Annotated in this window: 1 protein-coding gene; it reads left to right on the top strand. The window is 59.1% G+C overall.

The window, feature by feature from the left end; all coding sequences use genetic code 11:
• Positions 1–1,060: 1,060 nt before the first annotated feature.
• A partial coding sequence (locus AC1DVM_RS23100; protein WP_477258475.1) for a Rossmann-fold NAD(P)-binding domain-containing protein occupies positions 1,061–1,416 on the top strand: 356 nt, incomplete at its 3' end.

The following is a 1,416-nucleotide window of genomic DNA, read 5'->3' as shown; positions in this document are numbered from 1 at the left end:
GAGCAACCCATCTCGGTCGCCAGACTTGAGGGCGCGAATTTCGACTGTGCGGCCGTCAGGCAGCCTCTCGGTCGTCGAGTATTTGTTCGCGTGCACCACTATTTACCGACCACTCACATCGAGCCACGACATTTCTACCACCTGGAGGCCTCCTGTGGACGGGACTTCATTCCGCTTTGGAACCGAGGCGCGATGTACCCTCGACTGTATTAGCGGTAGACCGCGCGGGGCCAGGCGTAGCGTCGTCCGTAAACGCACCGGTACCCACGATAATAATGGGGTCGATAATAGCGTGCCCCGTAGGAGACAGGTCCGCGAGGACGGTAATAGACGCGGCGAGCGTAATAGTAACGCGGGGCACAGTAGGGCCGCGGTTGATCATAGCCTGGCCAAGCACCATAGCAGGCATGGGGAGAACAGGCGTATCCGTAGCCGTACGCGGGGCTCGTTGCGGCTGTGGTGACCAGACCTCCCAGGATCGCCCCGCCACTCAGGCCCGCTGCTACGGCACCACCGCCCCCCAGCCGGAACGCCCCCTGACAGACCGTGTATCTGTGTCAGCCACTATCGCACTCGACGCCGTAGCGGGGAAGGCTAGACCGAGCGCGACACTCACGGACATCGCAACCCCCATCGTGACCTCCAGATGCGACGGACCGCCCTTGTTTCGTGCGGCGACGAAGACCACTCACTCAAAAAATAAGCCGCTAGTAGCCGTGCGCTTGATCAAACCGGACAAATCCTTGACAGTTTTAGCCAGCAAATTCTTCATTCCGCATGCCGCTACGAAGGAATAAGCTTGCGTAGAGGCGTAGAAGTCGTCAACGCGCCAAAGCGCGCCGGCGGTGGTGCAGTGAGTTGTCCTATGTTGAACTGTTGCGAGGACTAATTGATGAGCCGGCTGACGCATTGCCCATGACCCTTGAGCTCGGATGCCTCACAGGTCGGAACTACGCATCAGCTAATCGCCGAACGTCTTGGCCGGTTCTGCTTTCGGGCTCCTCCCTCGCAGGGCGGACAGGACGTGAGGCGGGACGAGGGGGGATGATGGAGCAGACATATGCGGATTGCTATGTTCAGTGCCCAGGGGTACGAGCGCGCGCTGCTGGATGAGGTGAACCTTCATCATGGGCATGATCTCGTCTACTTCGATACGCTGCTTGGACCGGAGACGGTCATTCTGGCGGCAGGATTTCCGGCCGTCAGCGTTTTCGTCAATGATATTGTCGATGCGGAGGTGTTGAAGAGACTTGCAAACGGCGGGACAAGAATCGTCGCGACGCGCTCCACCGGCTCAAATCATATTGACGTTGAAGCGGCGGAGAAACACGGCGTCAAGGTTGTCCGTGTGACGGACTACTCGCCAAACTCCGTGGCCGAGTTTGCGGTCGGGTTGCTTCTCGCACTTAACAGAAA

This window comes from Microvirga sp. P4_A5 (genome assembly GCF_056402495.1).
This window is presented reverse-complemented; position numbering and strand designations above follow the sequence as displayed.